This is a genomic window from Haladaptatus sp. DJG-WS-42, from assembly GCF_037198285.1.
Taxonomy (GTDB): domain Archaea; phylum Halobacteriota; class Halobacteria; order Halobacteriales; family Halococcaceae; genus QDMS2.
In genome coordinates this window covers 1,481,769-1,505,747 of record NZ_CP147243.1, presented here as the reverse complement: position 1 = coordinate 1,505,747, position 23,979 = coordinate 1,481,769, and the positions used below count along the sequence as shown (strand labels likewise).

Genomic DNA, 23,979 nt, shown 5'->3' with positions numbered 1-23,979 from the left:
TTTCTCACTCGTTGTACAACCGGTAAAAGCTTGCTGGCCCTCTAGACAACGTTTGAGACTGTGTTTTCTGGTGGAATTTTTCTCTCAACGGGTGCCTTTATCATGATACCACGGTGAGTGATAGCTAGTGGCGCACGGAACCAACGCCGCCCAGTCGGAAGCGATTACGTCGACGATTCTCGAAACCAGTCCGGTCGGCATCGCTGTCTTCGATGGTGACGCAACAATCGTCCGCGTAAACGACCGCCTGGCAGACTTGCTCGGCGCGGCAAAAGACGAAATCATCGAGAAAGTTACGCGGCTTGAAGAGTGGCCAGTGTACGACGAAACGAGAACCCACGTCCCGAAAGCCGACCTCCCGATTCGCCAGGTGCTCGTGAGCGGCGAGCCACTCTACAACCACGAGTACCAGATTCCCCGGAGCGATGGCGACTGGCTCTGGTGTTCGCTGAACGCCGCCCCGATTTTTGACGACGACGGTGCGGTGGCGTTCGTCGTCGTCTCGGTCGAAGACATCACCGAGCGAAAAGCGCGTGAACAGGCGCTCATCGAGCAGCACGCGGAGTTACAGACGGTCAACCAGATTAACAACGTCATCAGAGACATCAACCACTCGCTCGTTGGTGCGACGACGCAGGAAGAAATCGAAACCGCCGTCTGTGAGGCGATTGCTGGCTCAGCCCTCTATGAGTTCGCGTGGATTGGCGAGCGACACACGAGCGGTGTGGGGATGGTTCCGCGAGCGAGTGCGGGCGTCGATGCGGCCTACTACGACACACTGAGATCGCTCGCACGAAACAACCCCGAAGCCGCAGAGCGGTGGCCCTCGACGAAGGTGTTCACGACGGGGACGTACTCCCTCGCCCGCGACGTGTCCAAGACGACGGCCATCCCGGGAGAAATTCAGACCCACTCACAGCGACTCAGCGGCGAGTCGTCGGTGGCAATCCCGCTGCTGTATGACACCACCGTCTACGCCGTGTTGGTCATCTCGACCGACCGCGAGGATGCGTTCACCACCCCAGAGCTCAACGTCCTCTGTGAACTCGGTGAGACGATTGGCTACGCCATCAACGCCATCCAAACGCGGCGGCTCTTGTTCACTGATTCGGTCATCGAACTCGAATTCGAGGTGGCAGATGAAAACGCCGTGTTCGCACAGCTCTCGCGCGAAGCGAGCTGTCACATCGAGATACACCAACTCGTGACGCGCACCGACGGCGGGCTCGTGCTCTACTGTGAGGTGAGCGGTGCGCCAGCCGAGACAGTCGAGGAGACGGCGCGCGCGTTTCCAGAGATCAAGACACTGCGACGCATCCGCGAAGACAACGGGGCAACCCTGTTCGAGTTCAGCGTGTCCGTCCCGTCTGCGGCCAAGTCGCTCATGGACCTCGGTGGGCAGATTACGCGCACGGCGGCGACGGACGGCGTGAGCCGCATCGTCGTCGAATTCGCGCCCGAAGCGGACATCTATGCCGCCGTCCACGCGGTGTCTGATATCTATCCAAACGCCACGCTCATCGCAAAGCGCGAGCGCGACCGTCCCGTCGAAACCACGCGCGAGTTCAGGCACAAACTCAACGAGCAATTGACCGACCGCCAGCGCGACGCGCTCAGCGCTGCCTACCACGCGGGCTACTTCGACTGGCCACGCGGCTCGACCGCAGAGGAAATCGCTTCGTCGATGGGCATCTCCTCTGCAACGTTCCACCAACACCTCAGAGCGGCCCAACGAAAGCGGTTATCGGCCTTTTTCGGCGGGAATGAGCGCGGGAACCTACATACATAGGTATCTACTTTGTCACGGTGCGCGCGCAACCTACGAGTGCCTCTCCGGGAAGAGGTGTCTCTAGACAGGGTGTGAAGTGGGGTAGGGGGGAGGGGCCGTTTCCGGCACCTAATGCCACTCCAACGTGGAAAAATGCCACACTGTTGGAAGTAGCATGGGTATCTAGGAGAGAGAATAGGTTAAGCGTGACTCTAGGTGACAGTGGGCATTGATAAAATCTAGTCACTCTCACCGTGGCCAGCACGATGCTCGCTGATGAGGCGGTCTATCATCGCCTCTTGCTGTTCCTTCTGTCGTTTTTCGGCCCGTTTCTCCCACTCATCGATGACCGCATTCACGTCGCTTTCGCGCGCCACCGCGAGGTCATCTATCTCTTGAATGTCAACGGTAGTTACATCTCCGGCAGGGATGTCGTGGGCGAACAACACTGCATCCGCCGCGTCAGAGAGCGTGCCGTGTTTGAGAACGACTTTCGGCTCGGTCGCGGCGAGCGCTTCTGCGGTGCTCCGGCCCGCTCCGCTTGCATCTCGGAGGAGAATCACGTCGTCTTTTGCGAGTCCGTACCGTTCTTTGGCCTCTGCAATCGCGCCTTTCGTGAACTGCGAGATGGGCTTTACCGAGACGAGGTCGTTGTCGCCAGCCACATCGGCGAGGTTCGAGTGGTCGATGCGCCAGAGGTCTTTCAGCCGTTCGAGCTTGGCAGAAAGCTCCTCGTTCGTCTCTTTTTGGGCAGCGAGTTCGCGTTTGAGTCGCTCATTATCGCGTTCGACGCGCGTGATTTCGCGGCGCTCTCTGGCTTCTTTGCGCTCCTCTCGTCGGGCTTGCGAAAGCTCAGTTTCGTATTCTGCAAGCCGTTCGTTTTTCGTCGCAATCGTCTCGCGGAGGTCTTCGACGTGTGATTCGAGCCGGTTTACTTGGGCTTCCAGGCGCTTGATGCGCTTTTCCTCGCGCGTCAACTCCCGCGCAGTGTGTTCTGTGTGTTCCGCTTCTGGGTCGTCTTCTGCCAGTAAATCGTCCAAAACGGCTTCGACGGTTTCGCCCCCCGCGAGCACGCGCGCGGTCACTTCGCCGCGGTCAATGGGTGCTGGCACTTTCCGGGCGATGCGTTCGAACTGGTCTTCGTGGGCGTCGTAGGCGAACAGCGCCGCGGCCATCGCGTCGCGTTCGTGGTCGTTGTCGTAGCCCTCCTCGCGGGTGCGGTGTTGCTTTTCATCGACGGGCAAGTCGCTCGCTGGTTCCCACGGCGCGGCCGTGAAACTGCGACGGAACTTTTCGACCGTCTCCGGCATTGGCGTCACGTCCGCGGCGATGAGAATCGGTCGCCCGCGTTCGATAATCCACTCGATTATCGCCGCGGTGTCCGCAGTGCGCGTCGAGAGCACGTCAAGCACCGCGCCGTCTAAGCCAACGATGGCGACGCCGGTGGTGGTGCCGGGGTCGATGCCCACGAGGACGTGGTCGCGGCGCTTTGCGAGCGGGCGAAACTCGATGCCGTCGCGGCGTTCGCGCTCCATCTCGACGCGCACGTCGCCCGAGCGGTGGGTCGTCACTGGAATCTCTGCGGGTCTGCCGTCGACCGTGAAGAGAGCGTTCGAAAAGCCGCCGTACTTCTCGGTCACGTCTTTCTCGAAGTCGAGACCCACGTCTTTGAGCGTGGCCTCGACTTCACGGGCGCGCGTCCTGACCGCGCCGTGAATCCGCCGGGTGAAGCGGTCTTCGCTCCACCCACCTTTGCCCGTAGAGCGCCCGCGAGAGACCTTAATTTGGGTCGTGTTTGTGAACGCAGACACCTCGTAGCCGACGTTCGCGGCGGCGAGGCGGGCTGCGGCTTCTGCTTCCTGCATCGAGTCTTTGCCGTAGGGGACGCCGTGGCGAGCAGCGACTCGGGAGAGCGGTTCTGGTCGTTCGTCGCCGGTCACCTGCACGAGTTTTGTCTCACTCGGGAGTTCGCGCAGGAAGTGGACGAGCGCGTCCTTGTCGGCAGCGAGTTCGTACATGTTGTCGGTGGCGACGATGGCCGGTTGGTCGCGCCGGATGAGTCGACACAGCTTGCGGAAGGTGACGACGTCGCGTTCGAGCGACTCTCCATCGAAGGCAACGAGGGCGAACGACGGCGCGTCACCCCGGATGTCGCCACTTTGCACGTCAACCCCGAAAATCAGGGCGTCGAGGGCACTCGTTCGAGTACTCACACGCCCGGGTAGGGCCGCATGTGACTTAAACTCATGGCGGCCTTCGACTCAGGCGGTTTGCCTGACAACGCCGCCGAAAAACAGCGCGGCGACCAGCGCAAACACCACGAGCACGCGCCACCCCGCAGCATAGCCGCTCACGTCCGCGACGTAGCCAAAGAGGGGCGGGATGACGAGTGCGCCGGAGTTGAGCGCGGTCTGCGCGCCAGCGGTGGCCGCACCCACTTCGTCGGGAGCGACGAGCATCGTCACCGAGGCGTGGTACAATCCCGTAAAGCCGAGGACTGAGAGGCCGAGCAGCGCGAACACCGCAATCGCGGAGAGACGGGCGTCGGCCAGCGGGAGGAGGAAAAACAGCCCCGCAGAACAGAGCGCGAGGACGACCATGATGAGCGCGCTACCGCGCACCGATTCGCCCGGCAGACGGTCTGCAAGGCCGCCAAAGGCGATGCGGCCAGTGGACCCCATCACTTGGACGAGCGCGAGCGTCAGTCCGGCAACCCCCACCGAAATCGAGATGGATTCGGTGAGGTAGGGCACGAGATAGCCCGTCATCGTGAACAGTGTCGCGGCGAGGAACACCCCGCCCGCGATAAGCAGGACGTAGGCGCGGTTGTCCGCGAGGCCGCGGACGTCCGGGATGGCGAGTGCGCCCGTTCCGTCACTCCCGCCGCGGTAGCCCTGTGAGAAGGCGGCGGTGACGAGAAACGCGAGGCCTGCGGCGACGTAGAAGCCTGCGTCCCACGGCACGCCAGCGCGGGCGGCGAGGCCGGTGACGACGAGCGCGCTCGCGCCCGCCCCGGCGGAGACGCCGACCTGTTTGATGCCGAGGGCGAGGTTGCGCTGTGAGTTGGGCACTTTCTCGACGATGGCGCGGTTGGTCGAGGGCATCGCCGTGGCGTAGGCCGCCCCGAGGGCGAACACCGCACCCAGCAGGAAGGCAAAGGAGGAGGCAAGCGTGACGCCGAGGACGCCGAGGGAAAGCGCGATGAGGCCCGCGGTCATGACCCGCTTTTCTCCGAGGCCATCGACGGCCGCGCCCATCGGGAACAGGAAGATGGTGTACCCGAGGGTGAGCGTCGAAACGACGAGGCCGAGTGAAAATTTCGAGAGTTCGAATCCCGCTTGGATGAGGCCCGTCGCGGCGAACACGCTGTAGTAACAAACGCTCGCCGCAACCTGCCACGCGAGAATGACGGCGACGGTGCGTCGGGTGTCAGTCATCCGGGTACGGGACATCGACGGTTTGGCCGTCGTGAGGGACAAACACGTCACCGTCGAACGCGGCAACAGCGTCCTTGTGAATGAGCCCCGCGTTCCCGGCGTAGCGCGAGGAGATGTGCGTCAGCGCAAGGCGTTTGACACCCGCTTTTTTCGCCACGTCGCCCGCCTCTGCCCCCGTCGAGTGCCCCGTCTCGCGGGCGCGGTCTGCGCGTTCGTCGTCGAACGTCGCGTCGTGGATGAGCAGGTCTGCGCCCGTCGCCGCCTCGATGACTTCTGGGGTGGGTCGGGTGTCGCCAGTGTAGACAAGACGACGACCGGGGCGTGGCTTTCCCACGACCTGTTCGGGTTCGATGACGGTGCCGTCTTCGAGTTCGACGGGATTGCCCGCGTGGAGATCTTGGAACAGAGGGCCGACTGGGACGCCGAGTTCTTCTGCCTTTTGGCGGTTGAACCGGCCTTTGCGGTCTTCTTCGACCAGCGCGTAGCCGACCGAGGTGGTTCGGTGGTCGGTCTCGAAGGTGCGCACCTCGTAGTCATCGCCCGCGTAGGCGACCTCGTCGGGTTCGACTTCGTTGATGTGGACGGGATACGAAGGGCGTGCGCCCGTCGCTTCGACGAGATTCCGGATTTCGCGGCGGGTGCCCGTCGGCGTGTGAATCATCAGCGGGTCGTCGCGCCCGTTGAAGTCCCACGTCTGGACGAGGCCGGGAATCCCGAGGACGTGGTCGCCGTGGAGGTGCGTGACGAACAGGTGGGAAACGGCAAACCCGGTGCCAAAGCGCATCATCTGTCGCTGGGTGCCTTCGGCGGCATCGAACAGCAGTCGCTCGCCTTCGCGGTTGACCATCAGCGCACTGGGATTGCGCTCGGTGGTCGGCACCGCCCCGCTCGTTCCGAGAAACGTCACGCGCATTGCCCGGATTTGGGCGATGGAGGATTAAACGCGCTTCGGAAACAGCCTGCGACCTGCCGAATCGTTCATCGGTAAAACCGACCGACGTGAACCGTGTGAAACGATCGAAAACGAAAGATGGTTCTTATCCATTCGGAATACCACGAAAGAAGTGTATGTCACAGAAACTGATTGGTTCGCTGCTCATGGCCGCCCTGCTCGTCCTTGCAGGGTGTACCGGCGGAATGGGACCGACAGACGAGACGACGACGGCGAGCGGCGGCGACGCCGCGACGATGGGGACGGTAAACTTCTACATTTCTGACCAAGAGAACGCCATCAACGATTTCGAACACCTGAACGTCACGGTCGATGCGGTGTCGTTCCGCAAAGCCGGTGGCGACGAGGAGACCGAAACGACGACTACTGCCACGACGACGGCTGAGACAGAGACGACCGCGAGCGAAACCGAGACAACAACTCAAACGACCGCCGAGACGACGGCGACGGAGACCACCGCAGAGGAAGCCGCGCTTCAAGAGGAGTCCGAGACGGAAACCGAGGAGACGGCGACGATGACGGAAGCAGAGACTGCGGGTGAAGGCGAGAGTGACGACGGCTGGGAGACCTACGACGTTGACGCGAAAACGTTCGACCTGACACAGTTACAGGACGAAAACGCCCAGAAGCTCTCCGAGTTCGACCTCGAAGCGGGCACGTACACCGAGGTTCGCCTCCACATCTCTGGTGTGAACGGAACGCTCACAGACGGCGAACAGGTGAACGTGAAACTTCCGAGCAACACGCTCAAAATCAAATCCGAGTTCACGGTTGACGCGGAGACAGAGACCGACTTCGTCTACGACATCACCGTCCACTCTGCGGGCAACAGCGGGAAGTACATCATCAAGCCGGTCGTGAGCGAATCCGGCGCGAACATCCCGTACACCGACATCGACGCGAACGAAAGCGACGAGAGCGAAGCCGAATCTGACGACGAAGAAGCCCTCTCCATCGAGTTCGTCGGCGAGGTCACCGCAAGCGAGAACGCGACCGTGAAAGTCACGCAGGCGGGCGAACCCGTCGCGGACGCGAACGTGACCGTGAACGGTGAAGCCGTCGGAGCCACGGGTGAGGATGGGACGCTCACCTTCAGCGCACCCGCCGAAGGCGACGTAGACGTGAAGGCCGTCTCCGGTGAGGCAGAAGGCGAAGTTGAAGTGTCGATTACAGCCGCGGCGACCGCCTCGGCTGACGCCACGGAAACGGCCGCATAACCGACCGATTCTTACCCCCGCCGTTCCTCTTTTGCACTAATGGACGGGCCGCTGTGGACCGATACGCACGCACCAGCGCTTTCAGACCTTCCCCAGCCGGAGGTCCGCGACTACCTCACGCGGGCGGTAGACGAACCGCTCAACCTCGTGCTCCACGGGCCACAGGGGAGCGGAAAAACCGCTGCCGTGCGCGCGCTCGCAGCGGCCGCACACGAAGACGACGACAACGATTTGGTCGAAATCAACGTTGCCGACTTCTTCAACCGAACCAAAAAAGAGATCACGAACGACCCGCGCTTCGAACACTTTCTGACCGGGAAAAGCGACCTCCCGAAGCGCGACATGATAAACCACGTCCTCAAGGAATCGGCGAGTTACGCGCCGGTGTCGGGGAACTACAAAACCATCCTCCTCGACAACGCAGAAGCCATCCGGGAGGACTTCCAGCAGGCACTGCGCCGGGTGATGGAGCGCCACCACGCGACGACGCAGTTCGTCATCACGACGCGCCAGCCGACGAAGCTGATTCCTCCCATCAAATCGCGCTGTTTCCCGGTTCCCGTGCGCGCACCGACCGCCAAAGAGTCGGCCGAAGTGCTCCGGAAAATCGTCGAAGCAGAGGAAGTAGACCACGATGACGACGGCATCCAGTACCTCGCGGGCTACGGCGGCGGCGATTTACGGAAGGCGATTTTGGGCGCACAGGCCACCTACGAAGACGCGGGCGAAATCACGATGCAGACGGCCTACGAAACCCTCGGCGAGATTGGGAACAAGGAGGAGGTTGAAACGATGGTCGCCAAAGCCGAGAAACGCCAGTTCACCGACGCGCGCAAGATTCTGGACGACCTGCTCGTCGACGAGGGCTACAGCGGCGGCGAGGTGTTACAAGATATTCTCTCGGTGGCGCGCTCGCGCTACAGCGGCGAGAATCTCGCACATCTCCACGAGATTGCGGGCGAGATTGATATGGATTTGGCGGAGGGGACGAGCGACCGGATTCACATCTCGCACCTGCTCGCTGAGTTGGGTCGGTAACGATTAGAACGTCGGTAGCTTCTGCGAGCGACTTCCCGCAACGTAGAAAAACACGAACAGCACGGCGAGTAGCAAGCCAGTTGTGAGGTTTACCGCGACCCATTCGTACGGAGACACGGCGATTGGGCGCGGTTTGAGAATCTGGAAGTATAGGTACTGCAGTTGCGTCGAAAAGACGTACGGGACAAGGAACCCGGTGACACTGAGAGCGCCAACCGAGCCTGCTCGGAGAAGCCGACCGTTCAGTGAGACTGCTCGGCGAGTGCAGTCCATATACACGATGCTCGAACCGATGAGACCGACAAGAAGTCCGCTTGTGAGCAAAATTCCAAAGAGCCCCATGATGTCAAATTATCTGAAAGGAAGTGCGCGGCTCTTATAACATGCCCGGTGGGAAACGGAGAGGAATCATTACGACCTTATTTTCGTCCACCCGCAAGCCGCGTCGATTCCGGTCGCATCCGCAGTCTGAGCATCGAGAGCGTGCCGAGCGCGGGGCCGATTGCGAGCGGGGCAAACGCCCACTGCCAGCCGACGAAGTCTACGAGAATCGGGATGAGTTGAATCGAGACAATCGTGAGCAGGAAGCCGATTGCGGTCTGGAGGGTGAGCGCCGTACCGACGTAGCTTCCTTCCGCAAGTTCGGTGATGGCCACCGAGAACTGGGCCGAGTCTGCGATGACCGCAAATCCCCAGAGCAAGACAAAGGGCGTGAGAATCCAGAGCGGTGCGCCGAACACGAAGCCTGCGGCGAGACACGCAAGGCCGCTCACGGCCATGCTAGCGCTCGTGATGGTGGTTCTGCCAATTCGGTCTGCGGCGAGGCCGGCGAACAGCGCGCCAAAGCCGCCGACGGCGATGGTGGCGAAGGCGAGCAGGCCGGCGGTTTGTTGGGTGCCGGGCGTGCCCGCGGCGAGGCTGGCGACGAGGAAGACGGGAATCCACGTCCACACCGCGTAGAGTTCCCACATGTGGCCGAAGTAGCCGCCGTTTGCGAGCAGCGTCGGGCGGTCGCGGAGGATGCGCACCGTCGCCCGCGGGTCGAACGGGGCGGCGGGCGACTGGTAGGGGCCTTCGGTCACGAACAGTGCTATGGCCGCGCCGACGAGGGCGACGCCCGCCGCGCCGAACAGCACCGCGCGCGGGTTGCCAACGCCGCCGATGACGCGGATGAGGTGGGGCAGCGCAGAGCCGACAGTGATTGCGCCGACGAGGACGCCCACGGCCATGCCGCGGCCCGCGCGAAACCAGCCCGCGAGCAGCTTCATGCCGGGCGGATAGACGCCTGCAAGCACCATCCCGGTGAGAAAGCGGAGCGCGACGGCAGGGAGGAGCGAGGAAACAGCGGCGGCGATGGCGGCGGTTGCGCCCGCGCCGACGAGTGCCGACCCGGCGATGAGGTATTTTGGCGGAATCACGTCAGAGAGGGTGAAAATTGCAGAGAGCAGCGCCCCGGCGACGAAGCCAAGTTGGACGGACGTGGTGAGCCACGCCGTCTCGCTCGGGGTTAGCCCCCAGTCTGCGGCGAGTTCGGGGGCGGCCGCCGTCGCGGAAAACCAGAGCGACATGATGAGTAGCTCTGCGACTGCGATGAGAAGGAGGGCACGCCACCGGCCGGCAAACGCGGCGTCAGACATTATTCAAAGAGATGACAGACACAGGCTAAAACGTTGCTCGGCTGGGTGGCTGTGAGACACGAAATGAGGCGCTCAAAACGAGGAGAGTGGACTGGCGACCGGAGACGGTTGGGACGTACACGCACATTCCAGTTCGGGTTGAATACGAGATAAAATCGCTCTCAGTACAGTGGTTTCTTCTGCATTAGTAGATTGACCTCTCAGAAAAGCCGACGTAAATGTTGACCAGAAAACATTTACAGCAACTGACTGTCACAGTGGGGTGAATGCGACAGCACCACCGACGAACCTCCCTCCAGGTTCTCGGTTCCCTGGTGGGGGGTCGAGATACTTCAGTACTGTTGACAGCATTGGAAACGGGGACGGTGAACAGGGACGATGGGTAAGCGACCACCTTGTGACCGCCCCACAAGCTCCCGGCGACGGTTGCTCGCACTCGCTGGCGCGCTCGGGCTTGCTGGGTGTTCGCAGCTTCCGCCGAAAAACGACGACGCTACGCCGACCACGACGAGAACCACGACCACCGAGACGACGACCACAGAATCAGCGACGGTGGAGACACAAGCGACGACTGAGTCGCCAGAACCGGCCCAAGAAGCGCTGGTGGCCGAGGTTCCCATCCAACGAACCGAGTACAGCTACACGGAGCTACCATACGAAAAACGCCCGCAGTTTTTCGGTGCGTTCCGTGAGTCTGCCCCCGAATGTCGGACCTCGGTGGACGCCCTCGACAGCGTGCCGAACCTGATTCCGGCCACGGTGGACGGCGAAACCGGCCACTTCCCACTGCGGACGACGCGGTGGCTCCTGCGCTGTCTCCACTGCTATCGAACCCAAGGCGACGAGGGGTATCTCGAAAAAGCACAAGAGATGTCACAAGCGCTCGTGGATGACGCCGCCGTTGGCGAGAACAACGGCCTGTACTTCTCCTATCGCCTCGACAAAGCTGGGTCAAGCGCCGACCTGAAAGCCCCGTGGTACTCCGGGATGTGCCAAGGGGTGGGCCTCTCTGCGTACACCTACTTCCACGAACTCACCGGCGAGGAGAAGTACAAGGGACTCGCAGAACGCGTTTTTCAGACGTTCAAGTCCGTCAAACGCACTGCCGACGGCCCGTGGACGACGATGGTAGACCCGGACGGCTACTACTGGGTCGAAGAGTACCCGTTCGAGCCACCAACCCACGTCCTGAACGGCTACTGCATCGGCATCTGGGGGCTGTACGACTACTGGCTGCACACGAAATCCGAGGAGTCGAAACGCCTGCTCGACGCCGCCGTCACGACCATTCAGCAGTACGCAGAAGACTGGCGCGTGCCCGGCAAAGTGAGCTACTACGGCTTAGACGGTCATCGGCGCTGGCAACTCGGCCAGACAGAGCGGTATCCTGACCCGTATCGGGGCAACGACTACTACCACGGCGTCCACCTCATTCAGCTCGATAAGCTGTATCAGATAACGGGCAACGATTACTTCAGAGAGGTACGAGAGCTCTACGAGTCGGACGACCCCGGCGACATGTCCTGAGGAGAGAGGACGAGAATGTGACGCGTGAGCGTCCCGTGGACGTAGCGCTCGAAGGCGTTCGTGACCTCCCAGCCGGCGGCGCGGGCGGCGTGTTCCCACGACCGGTCTGCGACGAGAACGCATTTTCCCCCAACGCGACGGGCTTCGCGGAGCGCGCCTTCGACGAGCGTTTCGAGGTCGAGGTTGGCGATTTTCGACTGGCGACCGTACGGTGCGTCGAACACCACGCCGTCTGCAACGCCGTCACGGAGCGCGAGCGCGGTTGCGTCCCCGCGAATCACGCCGAAGTCGGCGTCGTCGGGGAGGAGTGCCGAGAGGTTTTCCTGTGTCCCGCGAACCATCTTCCACTGGGCGTCGTTGCCGATGGCGCGCGACCCGGTAAGTCCGGCTTCGAGGAGGACGCCGCCGGTTCCACACATCGGGTCGACGATGGTTCGCCCGGGGCCACCTCCCGCAATGTTAACGAGCGCGCGGGCGAGCAACGGTGCCATCGACCCGGGCTGGAAGAAGGGACGGTTGGTCGGGTTGCGGTCGCCAAAGTCGCGGACGCTCGCGGCGGCCTCCCAGCCGAGGGCGCACACGTCGTCTGCGAACAGCGCGCGAAGCGTGTGGTCGGGAGTATCTAAATCGACGCTGAAGCCCCGCTCTACGAGGACTGCACCCAGTTCGCGCTCTGCCTGCTGCGTCGAGACGTTCGCGGTGCGCTGGATGTTGCGGGCACGGACGGCGACGCTCCCGTCGCGGTCGAACGTCGCGGCGTCTAAGAGGGTTCGAGCGCTTTCTACTGAGGCGTCGGTGTGGCCAACGAGTTCGTTCGCGCGGTGGGTGTAGGCGAGCCGCGAGATGGCTTCGGGGTCGATGCTGCCACAGCGAGCGAGGCCCGTGGCCATGACGGAGACGCTCGTGGCGGCGCTCTCGGCCTCGCAGGCGGCGAAGGCGTGGTCTTCACCGCCGAGTTCCAGGACGTACACGATGCGCACTCTGGAACCGCAAACAATGAGCGTATCGGTTAAATACGCCAACCTGTCAACAACAGGCACCAACATTTATAAACCTTAAATACAAGTTTTTAAACGAAACATGACTGACCCCAAGGAGACTATTACTGACCCTAAGGAGACAATTAATATTGAGAACGTGGTTGCCTCCACAGGAATCGGTCAGGAACTCGACCTTCAGTCCGTCGCAATGGACCTTGAGGGGGCGGACTACGACCCTGAGCAGTTCCCCGGTCTCGTTTACCGTACGCAGAACCCGAAATCTGCCGCACTCATCTTCCGCTCCGGCAAAATCGTCTGTACCGGTGCGAAGAGCACCGACGACGTCCACGAGAGCCTGAACATCGTGTTCGACAAACTCCGCGATCTCAACATCGACGTTGACGAAGACCCGGAAATCGTCGTCCAGAACATCGTCACGAGCGCAGACCTCGGGCGTAATCTCAACCTGAACGCAATCGCCATCGGCCTCGGCCTTGAGAACATCGAGTACGAACCAGAGCAGTTCCCGGGCCTCGTCTACCGCATCGACGAACCGAAAGTCGTCGCCCTTCTCTTTGGCTCCGGCAAACTCGTCATCACCGGCGGGAAACAGCCAGTTGACGCAGAGCACGCCGTCGACAAAATCGTCTCGCGGCTGGAAGAACTCGGCCTGCTCGAGTAACTTTCGCCACACACAAGCCTTTTCGAGCACTCACCTTCCAGTATGGACTCTACCGCATTGCAGGTCACGCCCGCAGAAGGCGGCCTGCTCGCGGTCGCCGGAACGTTCGTCCTTGGAGCGCTTTTTTACGCACTCACGGCGCACATCGCCGCCCGCTACGTCCTCGGCGACGTACCCGTTACCCGCGCGCTCATGGTCGGTCCCGTACCCGCGCTCGTGACGATACTCCTGCAACAGTACCCCGTCGCGGTGATGCTCGTAATGGGCTTTCTCGCGGACTTCCTCGCGATTCGCTTCATCTACCGCGTCAGGCTCAAAACAGGCGGCCTCATCACGGTCATCCACTACACCGTGACCGTACTTATCGCGCTCGTGCTCGCAAACCTCTTGGCGCTGCTCAGCACCGCCCCCGTCTGATTATTCGACCAACCGTTCGATTTCGGTGACCAAAATCCCCGATGCGCCGAGCTGTTTGACCTCGGTGATGGTTTCGAACACGTCGCGTTCGTCGACGACCACGTGGACAGCCACCGCCTCGCCGCCCGCGATGTCCATGACCGTTGGCCCGCCAAGGCCGGGGAGGGCGTCGCGGATGGCGTCTAGCTGGTCGCGCGGGACGTTCATCATCAGGTAGCGCTTGCCCTCTGCGTGGAGCACGGAGTTGAGCGCGGTCTTGATTTGGCCCACCTTGTCGTCTGTCGCCACGTCCTCGCGGGCGAACAGCCGGACAGAGCTGTTCAGCACTTCGTCGAGGATGGCGAGCCGATTCACGCGAAGCGTCGTCCCCGTCGAGGTGATGTCGATGATGGCGTCGGCCATATCGACGTGTGGCGTGAGTTCGGTCGCGCCCGTGACCTCCACGATGTCGGGGTCGATGTCGCGTTCGGTGAAGTAGTTTCGCGCGATGTTCGGGAACTCGGTGGCGACGGTTTTGCCCTCTAAATCATAAATTTCCTCGATGTCGCCGTCTTCGGGGGCGGCGAGGACGAGGCGACACTGGCCGTAGCCGAGGTCTAAGAGGTCGGTTAAATTCGTGACCCCGGATTCGTGTTTCTGGTCTAAGCCGGTGATGCCGATGTCGGCTGCGCCGTCTGCGACGTACTCGGGGATGTCTGCGGCGCGGACGAACAGAATCGTCACGTCGGGGTCAACCGTGCTGGCGTAGAGTTTGCGGTCTGCACCGTCCACGACATGAAGCCCTGCGCGTTCGAGTAGGTCAATCGTTGGGTCGTGCAGTCGGCCTTTGTTCGGCACGGCGATGCGCATTGACAGGGCCTTTGCGTGCGGCGAAGAACTGTCTTTCCCTCCCGGTGTGTTTTTCACCGGCCAATACAGAGCGTTTGACATGTCCGTTCCAGCCTCTGCACTCTCTGGCGCTGCCCTCGCGTTCGCCGCCTGTGTTGTTTTCTGGGCTCTCTGCCTCCGCGGGTACGCGTGGTGGGTGCTCCGTCGAAGCGCAAAACCCACCGCCCGTCTGCGCCGTGGCATTCTTATCGGGCTTGCGTTCGCCGCCGCCACCACATTCGCCACCGTCCGTGTGGCTGGACTCGATGAAATCGCGTTCGCACTGGTCGGTGAGACGCCGACCGCAGACCTCCTCGGGTGGGTCGTTGGCGGCCTCTGTGGCGTCGTCGCCGTCCTCACCGCGTACCGCGGGATGTTCCCGTACCTGCTGCGCGCCCGCGACCTCGACATGAGCGCGACCACGGCGCTGTTGCGGTTGGCACGCTACGTGGGCGGTATCTACCTCCTCCTCGTCGTTTCGCTCGTCCCGGTCATCTACCTCTCGGGGGTTGCCATCCCGCTCGTGACCGTCGCGTTCATTGGGGCAATCTACGCCGTCAGCCCACGGCTGAGCCTGCTAATTAGCGAAACCCGCGACCTGACCCCTGCAAAACGAGACCGGCTCGACCGCCTCTGCGAGGACGTTTCCCTCGACGTGACCGACGTACACGTCCTTCCCGGCGAGGAGAACAAGTGGGCCGGGGCGACCGTCAGCGGGCCACCTGGTCGTCGCCAGCTGTTCGTGACCGACTATCTGCTCGACACCTACGACGACGACGGCGCTCGCGCCCTGCTCGCCGCAGCCGCCGGACAGACCGCAGTCTGGTATCGTGAGTACCGCATCGCCACGGTCCTCCTGTTCGCCGGTTGGGTCTGGACGGTCGTGTTCGCGCCGATTCCGGCCACCGGGCGACAAGTCCTTGCAGGGCTGGTCGTCGTCTGTCTCTTGCTGTGGCTCGGGGCGCGCCTCGTCTACCGCGCAGACCGCGTCGCGGGCGAACGAACCGACCCAGGGCTCGTCGCAGAGACCTACGAACGGGTCGGCAACGAACAGGAAGTCGATTTCTCGCAAGGCTTCGTCACGTCGCTCGTCCGGATGAAACCGTCGCTCAACAAGCGCATCAATCGCTTATACAACCAAGTCTGAGTCGGCACGTTTTCAACACCCGGGGGAAAATTGCCGGCCATGACTACGCTCCAGCTTACCGGCGGGAAGGTCCTCTTGCCGGACTTGTCGGTCGAAGCCGCAGACGTGCTCGTAGACCAAGACACGGGCACCATTCTCGCCGTTGGCGACGTGGAACCCGGCGATGAAACGCTCGACGCGTCGGGGTCGCTCGTCATGCCGGGGCTCGTAAACGCCCACTGCCACGTTGCGATGACGCTCCTGCGTGGCTACGCCGACGACAAACCGCTCGGGGAGTGGCTGCAAGAAGATATCTGGCCCGCAGAGGCTGAGTTAACCCCAGAAGACGTGCGCGCCGGAGCCGAGTTGGGCATCGTCGAGATGATAAAAGCCGGTGTCACGACGTTCGGAGACATGTACTTCGAGGTGCCCGAAGTCGCCGCCGCCGTCGAAGAGCTGGGCGTCCGCGCCCGCATCGGCCACGGCATCGTCACCATCGGCAGAGACGAGGAGGCTGCGTGGGCAGACATCGATGAATCTCTCGACGTGGCCACTGCGTTCGACGGCGCGGCGGACGGCCGCATCAAGACCGCGGTGATGCCCCACAGCCTCACGACCGTGGGCGAGGAGTACTACCGCGAGTTCATCCCGCAGGTGCGCGAGGCGGGCCTCTCGCTGCACTACCACGCGAACGAGACGGTGAACGAAGTTGAGCCGATAGTAGAAGAGCGCGGCGAGCGCCCACTCGAGTACGCAGACGACCTCGGGATGCTGGAGGCAGGCGACTTCTTCGCCCACGGCGTCCACCTCGATGAAACGGAGATTTCGGTGCTCGCAGGCCGCGAGGCATCGGTCGTTCACTGCCCGGCATCGAACATGAAACTTGCAAGCGGGATGGCTCCCGTCCAAGCCCTCCGCGACGCGGGTGTGACCGTCGCACTCGGCACCGACGGCGCGGCCTCCAACAACGACTTAGACCTGTTCGACGAGATGCGCGACGCCGCGATGCTCGGTAAACTCGCCGCAGAGGACGCGAGTGCCGTCCCCGCAGAAGCCGTCGTGGAGATGGCGACGCAGGGCGGTGCTGAGGCGCTTGGCTTCGACGTGGGACGCATCGAAGAAGGGGCGAAGGCTGATTTCGCCGTCGTGGACTTCGACGCGCCACACCTGACGCCCGCCCACGACTACGTGAGCCACCTCGCCTACGCCGTCCGCGGCTCTGACGTGCGCCACACCGTCTGTGACGGGCAAGTGCTCATGCGCGACCGCGAGGTGCTCGTCGGCGACGAGGAACCGATTCGTGAGCGCGCCGCGGACGCTGCCCACGAGCTTGTCGAGCGCGTCTGAATCAGCACGGCCCCGCAGATATGTTGGATTGTTTTCGTGAAAGGAGAGCTGACTTGTCCGAAAACACAACAGTGTCGATAAACATTCAGAGGCGTTTTTGAACCGTAAGACCCGATTTGAGCAGTCCATTTTTGTCGGGTGAACGGAAAGAACCACACCAAACTGAACTGAACAAAAATCTGTATTTATCCCTTTTACAGAATATCACTGAATCGATGAGCACGAAACCAAAGCTGTTCGCAGTCGCCGCCGTCCTGGCCATGCTGCTCGCCACCGTCGGTCCGGTGGCTGCGTTCGCCGGAGACGACGCCGCCGGAAACGACTCAATGGCGACGGCGGGCAACGACGCACCGCTCGCCATTCACGTGAGTGAAACCCAAGAAGATGCCACCGTCACCGTGACCAACGGGACGGAGCCGGTCGCATCTGCGACCGTGAACGTCACCACGCTCGGCGATGCCAGCTACGCCGGTGCGGGCAGTTACACGACCGACGAAAACGGTACGGTGACCCTCGCAACCCCTGATGAGGAAGTCGAAGTCGAAATCGTCGCCACGGCGAACGGCGAGAACGCGTCCCTGACAACCGTCCTTGGCGACTGGGAGCCAACGTACGATGATGACGCGCCGTTTGGCCAGCACGTCTCTCGGTTCGTCCATCACCTGTTAGACCGCGACGACCTTGACGACGACAAACCGTTTGGCCAGATGGTCCGTGAGTTCGTCCACGAACAGAAGGACAGAGCGAACGACCGCGCCGCGAAACACGACCGCGCAGACAGCACCGACGACCGCGACCACAAATCCGACCGTGCTGACCGCGACGACCGCGACCGCAGCGACAAGCGCGCAGACAACGCACGCGACAAAGCAGACAAGCGACCCGACCACGCTGGCCCGAAAGACAAGGCCGACAAGCAGGCTGACGACAGCGACGAAGAAGAAGACGACGAAGACAGCGAAGAGACCGAAGCAAGCGACTGAAATACCCATTTTCAGAGGCACCCCGCTCCTGCCGTGGGAGCTTCCACACCCCCGATTTCTGTCCGTCTTTTTTCACGCGCGGTAGTCGAGTTCGGTAGCGTTTTCACCCGCCTGTGCAATTCTTCGCCCATGAGTGAAGCCTATCCGCCAGTGAGCGAGCACCTCGATGACGTCGAGGCCGCTCGCGCCGAAGGCCGCCGCAAGATGGACTGGGCGCTCCAGCACATGCCGATTCTCACGGCCCTCCGCGAGACGTACGAAGCCGAAAAGCCGTTTGCCGGCCACGTCATCGGGATGGCGATGCACGTCGAGGCGAAAACCGCGAACCTCGTCGAACTGCTCGCCCTCGGTGGCGCGGAAGTTGCGATTACCGGCTGTAACCCGCTCTCGACGCACAACGACGTGAGCGCCGCGCTCGACGCGAACGACAACATCACCTCCTACGCCGTCCGCGGCGTCGACAGCGACGAGTACTACGACGCCATCGAGGCCGTCATCGCCCACGAACCAACCATCACCGTAGACGACGGGATGGACATGGTCGCCGCCATCCACGAGAGTTACCCCGAACTCATCGACACCATCGTTGGCGGTGCAGAGGAGACGACCACGGGCGTCCACCGCCTGCGCGCGATGGACCGCGACGGCGAACTCAAGTACCCCGTGTTCGCCGTGAACGACACGCCGATGAAGCGCCTGTTCGACAACATCCACGGCACGGGCGAGTCCTCACTTGCCACCATCGCCATGACGACGAACCTTTCGTACGCCGGGAAAACCGTCGTCGTCGCGGGCTACGGCTACTGTGGCAAGGGTGTCGCGAAGAAGGCTGCTGGCCAGAACGCGCACGTCGTCGTCACGGAAGTCGACCCACGCCGCGCGCTCGAAGCCCACATGGAGGGCTACGAGGTCAAACCAATGGCAGAGGCCGCCGAAATCGGTGACGTGTTCATCACGACCACCGGCAACCGCGACGTCATCACCCGCGAACACTTCGAGGTCATGCAAGACGGCGTCCTGCTCGCAAACGCGGGCCACTTCGACGTCGAAATCAACCTTGAGGAACTCGACGACCTCGCAGAAACCGTCTACGAGGCCCGCGACGGTGTCATGGCCTACGAACTCGAAGACGGCCGCGACCTGAACGTCCTCGCTGAAGGCCGTCTCGTCAACCTCGCAAGCCCAATCGCACTCGGCCACCCGGTCGAAGTGATGGACCAAAGCTTCGGCGTACAGGCCGTCGTGGTCGAAGAACTCGTTGCAAACGCAGACGCCTACGACGCGGGCGTCCACGAAGTTCCGGACGAACTCGACCGCCGCGTCGCAGAAATCAAACTCGAAGCAGAGGGCATCGACTTCGATGCGCTCTCAGAGGCGCAGGCTGACTATCTCGGCAGCTGGGACCACGGAACGTAGGTTTACAGGCTATTTTGCGCCACGGACGACGTGGCCGTATTTCAGCAGCGAGACGAACACCGCGCCGCCAATAGCGTTGCCCACAGTTGCAAGCACGAGGAAGTGCAGGTAGTCGAAGACACCGAGTTCGGGGACTAAAAACAGCCCGGCGAGCACTTCGACGTTGCCCGCGATACTGTGTGGAAGCCCCGCCATCCCAATCGTGACGGTGACCAGCCAGACAAAAAAGACGCGGCTGATGGTCTCTTGGGCGGCGGCGACGAGCCACGAGAGCAGGCCCATGAGCCAGCCTGCAAGAATCGCGGCGGTGAACAGCCCCCACGTCGAGTGTTCGGTGAGCTTCACCGAGATCTCTGCAAACGCGGAGGCGTCTGCGATACCGTAGGAGGGCGCAGCGGTAACGGCAATGGCGGCGAAGATGATGCCGCCGATGATGTTGCCAGCATACACGATGCCCCACAGTCGCCCGAGTTGGGCGAGCGTGGCGTCGCGGTTGAGGACGGGCAACACGGCGAGGGTGGTGTGTTCGGTGAACAGCTCAGAGCGCCCGAGGACGACGAAGATGAAGCCCACGGCGTAGGCATTTGCGAGCGCGAGATGGAGGAGCGGTTCGCTCCACACGTCGCCCGCCATGGTGAGGATGACCGCCATCAACAGTGGGCCAAAGCCGATGTCGAGACCCGCAGAGAGCGCGGAGAGAAACAGTCCCGTCCGAGGCCGCGTGAGTTCGTTCAACCCCTCCTCGATTTGCCGCGAGAGAATCGTCTTCGAGGAAGTCTGTGCCGTGGTCGCGGGTTCCTCGGCATGGCTGGGTTCGCCGCTCATGGTGCTACGCGCAGGTTCACCGATTACCAGTAAAAGTCGTCTGGCCACCACTCGGATTGGACGACACCAACAGGCGGGTAGGGCCTTTTATACGTCCCCGGCGACCACTCTGAGCCACGAATGGCAAACTCCAACTCGAAGGGGAATCGGCGCGAGCGCGAACTCGTGAATCTCCTCGACGACGCCGGGTTCGCGGTCATGCGTGCGCCTGCGAGCGGCGCGGCGACCACCCGCGAACTCCCCGACGTACTCGCCGGAAACGGCAACGTGTTCTACGCAATCGAGGCGAAGTCCTCCTCCGGGCGACCCATCTATCTCACGGGCGAAGAGGTTGAGGCCCTCGTGTACTTCTCACAGAACTTCGGCGCGAAACCGCGCATCGCCGTGCGCTTTGACCGCGAAGACTGGTACTTCTTCCACCCCGCAGACCTGTATGTCACCGACGGCGGGAACTACCGCGTCAAAAAGGAGACGGCACTCGCTGAGGGTGAAGATTTGGACGAACTGACCGGCAAATCGAAGAAAACGCGGCTATCAGACCTCAGCGACGAGGCCTAGGCCGCTTGCGCCACGTCCGGGGCTGACTCTGTCGAGGCGTCTATTTCTGCGGGCCGGGCGAGCCGTGAGTAGGGGAACGAATACCGGCGCAGTCGGGTGCGTCTGAGCGTGTCGCTCGGGTAGACGACTTCGACCACGAGGTCGTCTGCGTCGTAGCGGTGGTTGCCGGGATACCCCGCAACGGTCGTGTTCGCAGACGGAATCTCGACCTCGTTTGCCCGGTCGGTCGTGACCCGGTAGACGATGAGCTGGTCGCCCGTCTCGCGGTCTCTCACGCGGTCGCCTGCTTCGAGTTTGTGGGCAGTACACAGGTACGGTCGGGGTTCGCCGCGGCGGGCGACGACGCGGTCGCCACAAACCGCGCACTTGGTGGTGAACTTGCCCGGTGGGGGCACCCGTCCAAGGGTGATTTCGAGGGCGACCCGGCGCAAGTGCTTGCACTTTGCGTGTCTGAGTTCGTAATCCGGGCAGGAACACTCGTGGGCTGCGAGGGAGACGACGTACGTCGCACCGCTCTCGCTATCGACGGCGTAGCGTCCATCAGGAAGCTGTCGGACGGCCATGCGTTCCGTCCACGCACGCGCAGACCGGCGGTCCATCCGCGAGGTGTCCGGGGCGAGTGCGATTTTTCGTGCTGGTGACGCTGGTGTTGCTTGCAAAGGCGTCATAGTTGCTGTGTGGGTGGCGACACGTCATTCGCCGTAGCGTCCGCCAACCACTCCACACGAAACATAGGCGTTCAAAAGACGTAAAGCCTTTCTCTCAGCGACTTATCAGTGTTTTTCTCCGACGTGACCTGCGTGTAAACGCCCCCCATGTTTCGACTGGAGAGCGTCGCCACAGGCTTCGAAGCGCTTTTGGAGCGGCGAAGAAAACGCCGTGCATGGAATTAGAGCGGGACACAGTCCGTGAAATCGTCGTCTCAACGCTCGCGGTCGTGCTGTTCGTCGCTGCTGTGGTGGTCATCGGGGCGACATATACGAAAGACTCCCTGTCCAGTCAGGGTGCGCTCGCGCTCGTTGGCACAATCGTCGCGTTCGTGCTACTGATGGGCGTGGTTGGTTTCTGGCTCTCGCGGCAGGATTAGGCTTCTTCTTCTTCGGCTTCTGCCTGTTCTGTTCGCCAGTCGGTGAGTTCGTCGTCGTCTGCGTCATCGAGCGCCTTTTCGTAGTACGCCATCGGGTGAGAGATGGTTTCACAGCGGTCGTCTTTGTTGACGCAGTCGCCGTAGGATTGCATGGTCGCACACGACGGCGCTGAGTACTCCGTTGGGCTGGTCGCTCCGCGGATGTGGTCTGTCTGGTAGCGCGTGATGTCCTCGCCGAAGCCGGGATTCACCTCGTACAGGGAAACGATTTCGTCCGTGTTCATCCCGATGCTTGCGAGAAACGCAGTGATAGCAAAGCGCGAGTGGTGTTCTAAGTGCTCACCTTTCTGAATCTTGTCGAGCAGCGCGGTCATACACGGTGGGAACAAGTCGGGGACGACGGTGTCGATTTCCCGAGTCAAATCGAGTTCCGAGATGACTTCCTCTAGGTGTTCGACCTCGTCTGTCAGCGACTCGGCGATTGCGTCGGGGACGTTCAGGGGCAGGCCGTCTTCGATGCGGTGTTGGATGGCCTGTCTGAGCAGGTCGTAGCACTCCGCTTGCGTCACCGGCACTTGGCCCTCGGTGAGTTCGCGGTTGACGAGGCGCCACTCATCGCCCCACATATCGGCCGCGAGCAGGAGGTACGTCGCCACATCGACGCGGTAGCTCGCGCCGTCTTCGTGGATGTGGCTCGTGAGGTCGAACTCAGCGAGCAGCTGGTCGAACGAGAGTCGCTCTGTCTGCGTGCTCTTGAGTTCGGTTCGGTCTTCGAACTCCTCAACGAATCGCTCGTGGGCCCCAGCGGCCTCTGCCCGGGCGTAGCGGCGGGTGCAGATGTGGACGTCAACGAGCGAGACGAGCACGCGGGCGACCGGGTACGAAAGGAGTTCGTCCCGGGCGCTTCTGGACTGCTCGCCTACGTCGCCCTCGGTGAGTGCGCCCTCCACGCGCGCCACCGCCCGTTCGACAATCGGGTCGTCCTCGCGGGCGACGAGTTCGGCGAGGTCGATGCCCGCTTCCTGCACGGCCTGCCGTGAGGTGGCGAGAAACGGGTATCTGGCGTGGAGTTGCTTCATCGAACTGCACCTTCCGAGCGAACGCGAATAAATTGAGTGGATTTGCTGAGATTTCGGTCAGGTGGTGGCTGCCGGGAAACTGCGGTCGCTCACCGTGAGTGGCGAAAAGCGAGAGAAGTGAAGTTAGTCGCTCTGGATGCGCGGGGCGAGCATGTAGGTGACGCTGCCCTGGCCCTCTGCGAGTTCGAAGTGGAGTTTCACCGGGAACTCCTCGCCTAAGTCGATGGTGACCTCCCCGTCTTTCGGGATGGCCTTGTTCATATCTTTGAGATAGTCGAGCGAGAACAGTGAGCGCGCTTGTCCAGCAGAAAGGTCGATGAGGTCTTCGCGGGGGAGTTCGAGGCGCACGTCGTCCGTGTCGCCCTCTGCAGAGACGTAGAACAGTTCGTCTGCTTCTTCGACACCCAATGCGATGTGGTCGGAGACCATATCGGCTGCCTTGACTGCCCGGTCGATGTCGCGTCCCTCGATGACGATCTGTGCCGGGAGGTCCAGATTTGGAATGTCTGGTTCCTGCCGGATGGAGTCGGGGTCGATGAGCGCGAGGGTGTACTCTAAGCCCTCGATTTGGATGTGGAGCTTGCGCGTCTCCTCGTCGAGTTCGAGCTGCACAAGCTGGCCGGAGCTGGCCATTCCTGCGATGTTCTCCAGTCGGGAGAGATTAACGCCAATGACGCCGCCGTCCGCCTCATAGGACTCGAAGGCGCTGGCATCGAGCGTAAGGTCAACCATCCCAACGTTCGCGGGGTCGACCGCCCGGATGGCGAACCCGTCCTCGTTGAGGTGGATTTTACACTCGTCTACCAGCACACTCACGGAATCAAGGGCCGTCCGGAGCGTTTCAGCGCTCACGATAGCCTTGAACATGTATTTCGGGGTACGAAAGCCCGGCATAAAAAGACTCGCGTTCGCGCTCGCGGACCCGCGCGTGCGCGATATCCATTCGTGAATTTCGCGGCCAGCACCTACTCAAATCACACGCACGACGATACCCACTAGTTCCCCGTGAGATGGCGTGTGGGCATCGAATAGACGA

The 23,979-nt window shown here is 62.1% G+C and carries 23 protein-coding genes; 12 read left to right on the top strand and 11 right to left on the bottom strand.

The genetic code is table 11. The features are described from left to right. Positions 1-127 precede the first annotated feature (127 nt). Positions 128-1,789 (top strand): bacterio-opsin activator domain-containing protein, encoded by a 1,662-nt coding sequence (locus V5N47_RS08275; RefSeq protein ID WP_338726789.1) that lies wholly within the window; start codon positions 128-130, stop codon positions 1,787-1,789. Between the two features lie 218 nt (positions 1,790-2,007). Here the strand turns inward: V5N47_RS08275 and V5N47_RS08270 are convergent, their stop codons facing one another. The 3 genes from V5N47_RS08270 to rnz are packed head-to-tail and all read right to left on the bottom strand — an operon-like array spanning position 2,008 to position 6,118. Further along, positions 2,008-3,981, bottom strand: coding sequence for a DUF460 domain-containing protein (locus V5N47_RS08270; protein WP_338726788.1), 1,974 nt, complete (start codon positions 3,979-3,981; stop codon positions 2,008-2,010). A 48-nt stretch (positions 3,982-4,029) separates the two neighbouring features. Further along, complete coding sequence (locus V5N47_RS08265) at positions 4,030-5,220, bottom strand: MFS transporter (protein ID WP_338726787.1); 1,191 nt, start codon at positions 5,218-5,220, stop codon at positions 4,030-4,032. Further along, entirely contained in the window at positions 5,198-6,118 is a 921-nt protein-coding gene (gene rnz, locus V5N47_RS08260; protein ID WP_338726786.1) for a ribonuclease Z, read from the bottom strand. The genes V5N47_RS08265 and rnz overlap by 23 nt, the downstream gene beginning before the upstream one ends. A 155-nt stretch (positions 6,119-6,273) precedes the next feature. Between rnz and V5N47_RS08255 the strand changes: the two genes are divergently transcribed. Together V5N47_RS08255 and V5N47_RS08250 are read left to right on the top strand one after the other, a co-directional pair. Continuing rightward, positions 6,274-7,374 carry a DUF4382 domain-containing protein gene (locus V5N47_RS08255; RefSeq protein WP_338726785.1) on the top strand — a complete coding sequence of 367 codons (1,101 nt, stop codon included), beginning with the start codon at positions 6,274-6,276 and terminating at the stop codon, positions 7,372-7,374. Between the two features lie 39 nt (positions 7,375-7,413). Beyond that, positions 7,414-8,412, top strand: coding sequence for an AAA family ATPase (locus tag V5N47_RS08250; RefSeq protein WP_338726784.1), 999 nt, complete (start codon positions 7,414-7,416; stop codon positions 8,410-8,412). Positions 8,413-8,415: 3 nt separating this feature from the next. Here the strand turns inward: V5N47_RS08250 and V5N47_RS08245 are convergent, their stop codons facing one another. Next, positions 8,416-8,685, bottom strand: coding sequence for a hypothetical protein (locus tag V5N47_RS08245; RefSeq protein WP_338726782.1), 270 nt, complete (start codon positions 8,683-8,685; stop codon positions 8,416-8,418). A gap of 146 nt (positions 8,686-8,831) precedes the next feature. Then, positions 8,832-10,049 carry an MFS transporter gene (locus V5N47_RS08240; protein ID WP_338726781.1) on the bottom strand — a complete coding sequence of 406 codons (1,218 nt, stop codon included), beginning with the start codon at positions 10,047-10,049 and terminating at the stop codon, positions 8,832-8,834. A gap of 378 nt (positions 10,050-10,427) precedes the next feature. On the opposite strand from V5N47_RS08240, the gene V5N47_RS08235 reads away from it, so the two are divergent. Further along, a complete protein-coding gene (locus V5N47_RS08235; protein WP_338726779.1) occupies positions 10,428-11,576 on the top strand; it encodes a D-glucuronyl C5-epimerase family protein in 1,149 nt (382 codons plus the stop codon). On the opposite strand, the gene V5N47_RS08230 is transcribed toward V5N47_RS08235, so the two are convergent. After that, a complete protein-coding gene (locus V5N47_RS08230) occupies positions 11,543-12,547 on the bottom strand; it encodes a THUMP domain-containing protein (RefSeq protein ID WP_338726777.1) in 1,005 nt (334 codons plus the stop codon). The genes V5N47_RS08235 and V5N47_RS08230 overlap by 34 nt on opposite strands. Before the next feature lie 130 nt (positions 12,548-12,677). Between V5N47_RS08230 and V5N47_RS08225 the strand changes: the two genes are divergently transcribed. After that, on the top strand, positions 12,678-13,238 hold the full coding sequence (locus V5N47_RS08225; protein ID WP_338730285.1) for a TATA-box-binding protein: 561 nt from the start codon (positions 12,678-12,680) through the stop codon (positions 13,236-13,238). Positions 13,239-13,280: 42 nt separating this feature from the next. Further along, positions 13,281-13,655, top strand: a complete 375-nt coding sequence (locus tag V5N47_RS08220) for a hypothetical protein (RefSeq protein WP_338726775.1) — start codon at positions 13,281-13,283, stop codon at positions 13,653-13,655. Here the strand turns inward: V5N47_RS08220 and hisG are convergent, their stop codons facing one another. Further along, positions 13,656-14,504 carry an ATP phosphoribosyltransferase gene (hisG, locus tag V5N47_RS08215; protein WP_338726773.1) on the bottom strand — a complete coding sequence of 283 codons (849 nt, stop codon included), beginning with the start codon at positions 14,502-14,504 and terminating at the stop codon, positions 13,656-13,658. Between the two features lie 79 nt (positions 14,505-14,583). Here hisG and V5N47_RS08210 point away from each other — a divergent pair, with 79 nt between their 5' ends. The 4 genes from V5N47_RS08210 (at position 14,584) to V5N47_RS08195 (ending at position 19,394) form a co-directional block, all read left to right on the top strand. Further along, positions 14,584-15,669, top strand: coding sequence for a hypothetical protein (locus tag V5N47_RS08210; protein WP_338726771.1), 1,086 nt, complete (start codon positions 14,584-14,586; stop codon positions 15,667-15,669). A gap of 39 nt (positions 15,670-15,708) precedes the next feature. Next, the gene (locus V5N47_RS08205; RefSeq protein ID WP_338726770.1) at positions 15,709-16,995 is read left to right on the top strand and encodes an amidohydrolase; all 1,287 of its coding nucleotides are present in this window, start codon (positions 15,709-15,711) and stop codon (positions 16,993-16,995) included. A gap of 215 nt (positions 16,996-17,210) precedes the next feature. Beyond that, on the top strand, positions 17,211-17,978 hold the full coding sequence (locus V5N47_RS08200) for a hypothetical protein (protein ID WP_338726768.1): 768 nt from the start codon (positions 17,211-17,213) through the stop codon (positions 17,976-17,978). Positions 17,979-18,107: 129 nt separating this feature from the next. Further along, complete coding sequence (locus tag V5N47_RS08195; RefSeq protein WP_338726767.1) at positions 18,108-19,394, top strand: adenosylhomocysteinase; 1,287 nt, start codon at positions 18,108-18,110, stop codon at positions 19,392-19,394. Between the two features lie 9 nt (positions 19,395-19,403). On the opposite strand, the gene V5N47_RS08190 is transcribed toward V5N47_RS08195, so the two are convergent. Beyond that, positions 19,404-20,219, bottom strand: coding sequence for a formate/nitrite transporter family protein (locus V5N47_RS08190; protein WP_338726766.1), 816 nt, complete (start codon positions 20,217-20,219; stop codon positions 19,404-19,406). Positions 20,220-20,339: 120 nt separating this feature from the next. Here V5N47_RS08190 and hjc point away from each other — a divergent pair, with 120 nt between their 5' ends. Continuing rightward, positions 20,340-20,777 (top strand): Holliday junction resolvase Hjc, encoded by a 438-nt coding sequence (gene hjc, locus V5N47_RS08185; RefSeq protein ID WP_338726765.1) that lies wholly within the window; start codon positions 20,340-20,342, stop codon positions 20,775-20,777. Here the strand turns inward: hjc and V5N47_RS08180 are convergent. Continuing rightward, on the bottom strand, positions 20,774-21,445 hold the full coding sequence (locus V5N47_RS08180) for an SWIM zinc finger family protein (RefSeq protein WP_338726764.1): 672 nt from the start codon (positions 21,443-21,445) through the stop codon (positions 20,774-20,776). The genes hjc and V5N47_RS08180 overlap by 4 nt on opposite strands. A gap of 215 nt (positions 21,446-21,660) precedes the next feature. Here V5N47_RS08180 and V5N47_RS08175 point away from each other — a divergent pair, with 215 nt between their 5' ends. Further along, positions 21,661-21,864 carry a hypothetical protein gene (locus V5N47_RS08175; RefSeq protein ID WP_338726763.1) on the top strand — a complete coding sequence of 68 codons (204 nt, stop codon included), beginning with the start codon at positions 21,661-21,663 and terminating at the stop codon, positions 21,862-21,864. Here the strand turns inward: V5N47_RS08175 and priL are convergent. Both priL and V5N47_RS08165 read right to left on the bottom strand, forming a co-directional pair. Continuing rightward, on the bottom strand, positions 21,861-22,943 hold the full coding sequence (gene priL / locus V5N47_RS08170; protein WP_338726762.1) for a DNA primase regulatory subunit PriL: 1,083 nt from the start codon (positions 22,941-22,943) through the stop codon (positions 21,861-21,863). The two genes, V5N47_RS08175 and priL, sit on opposite strands and share 4 nt — an antisense overlap. Positions 22,944-23,066: 123 nt before the next feature. After that, complete coding sequence (locus V5N47_RS08165) at positions 23,067-23,810, bottom strand: DNA polymerase sliding clamp (protein WP_338726761.1); 744 nt, start codon at positions 23,808-23,810, stop codon at positions 23,067-23,069. Positions 23,811-23,979 lie beyond the last annotated feature (169 nt).